1 protein-coding gene is annotated in these 256 nt (G+C 51.6%); it reads right to left on the reverse strand.

Annotation, left to right across the window (positions count from 1 at the left end):
- On the reverse strand, positions 1–256 hold a 256-nt coding region (locus P5674_RS26345), incomplete at both ends, for a tetratricopeptide repeat protein (RefSeq protein WP_315670537.1).

Consider the following 256-nt stretch of genomic DNA (forward strand, 5'->3'; position numbering starts at 1 on the left):
AACTGCACCGATACCATTGAGAGTAGCTGCTTCCCCCCTGCGATCGCTCACTTCCCGCCTAATGGGTAATGCTTGCTGGTAGTATGTTAAGGCTTGCTGGGGTTGACCGATAGCGCTGTAAACTGCACCGATATTATTGAGAGTAGCCGCTTCCCCGGCGCGATCGCTCACTTCCCGGCTAATGATTAATGCTTGCTGTAAGTATGTTAAGGCTTCCTGGGGTTTACCGATAGCGCTGTAAACTGCACCGATACCA

Source organism: Limnospira sp. PMC 289.06, assembly GCF_032350395.1.
In the GTDB taxonomy this organism is placed as follows: Bacteria; Cyanobacteriota; Cyanobacteriia; order Cyanobacteriales; family Microcoleaceae; genus Limnospira; species Limnospira platensis.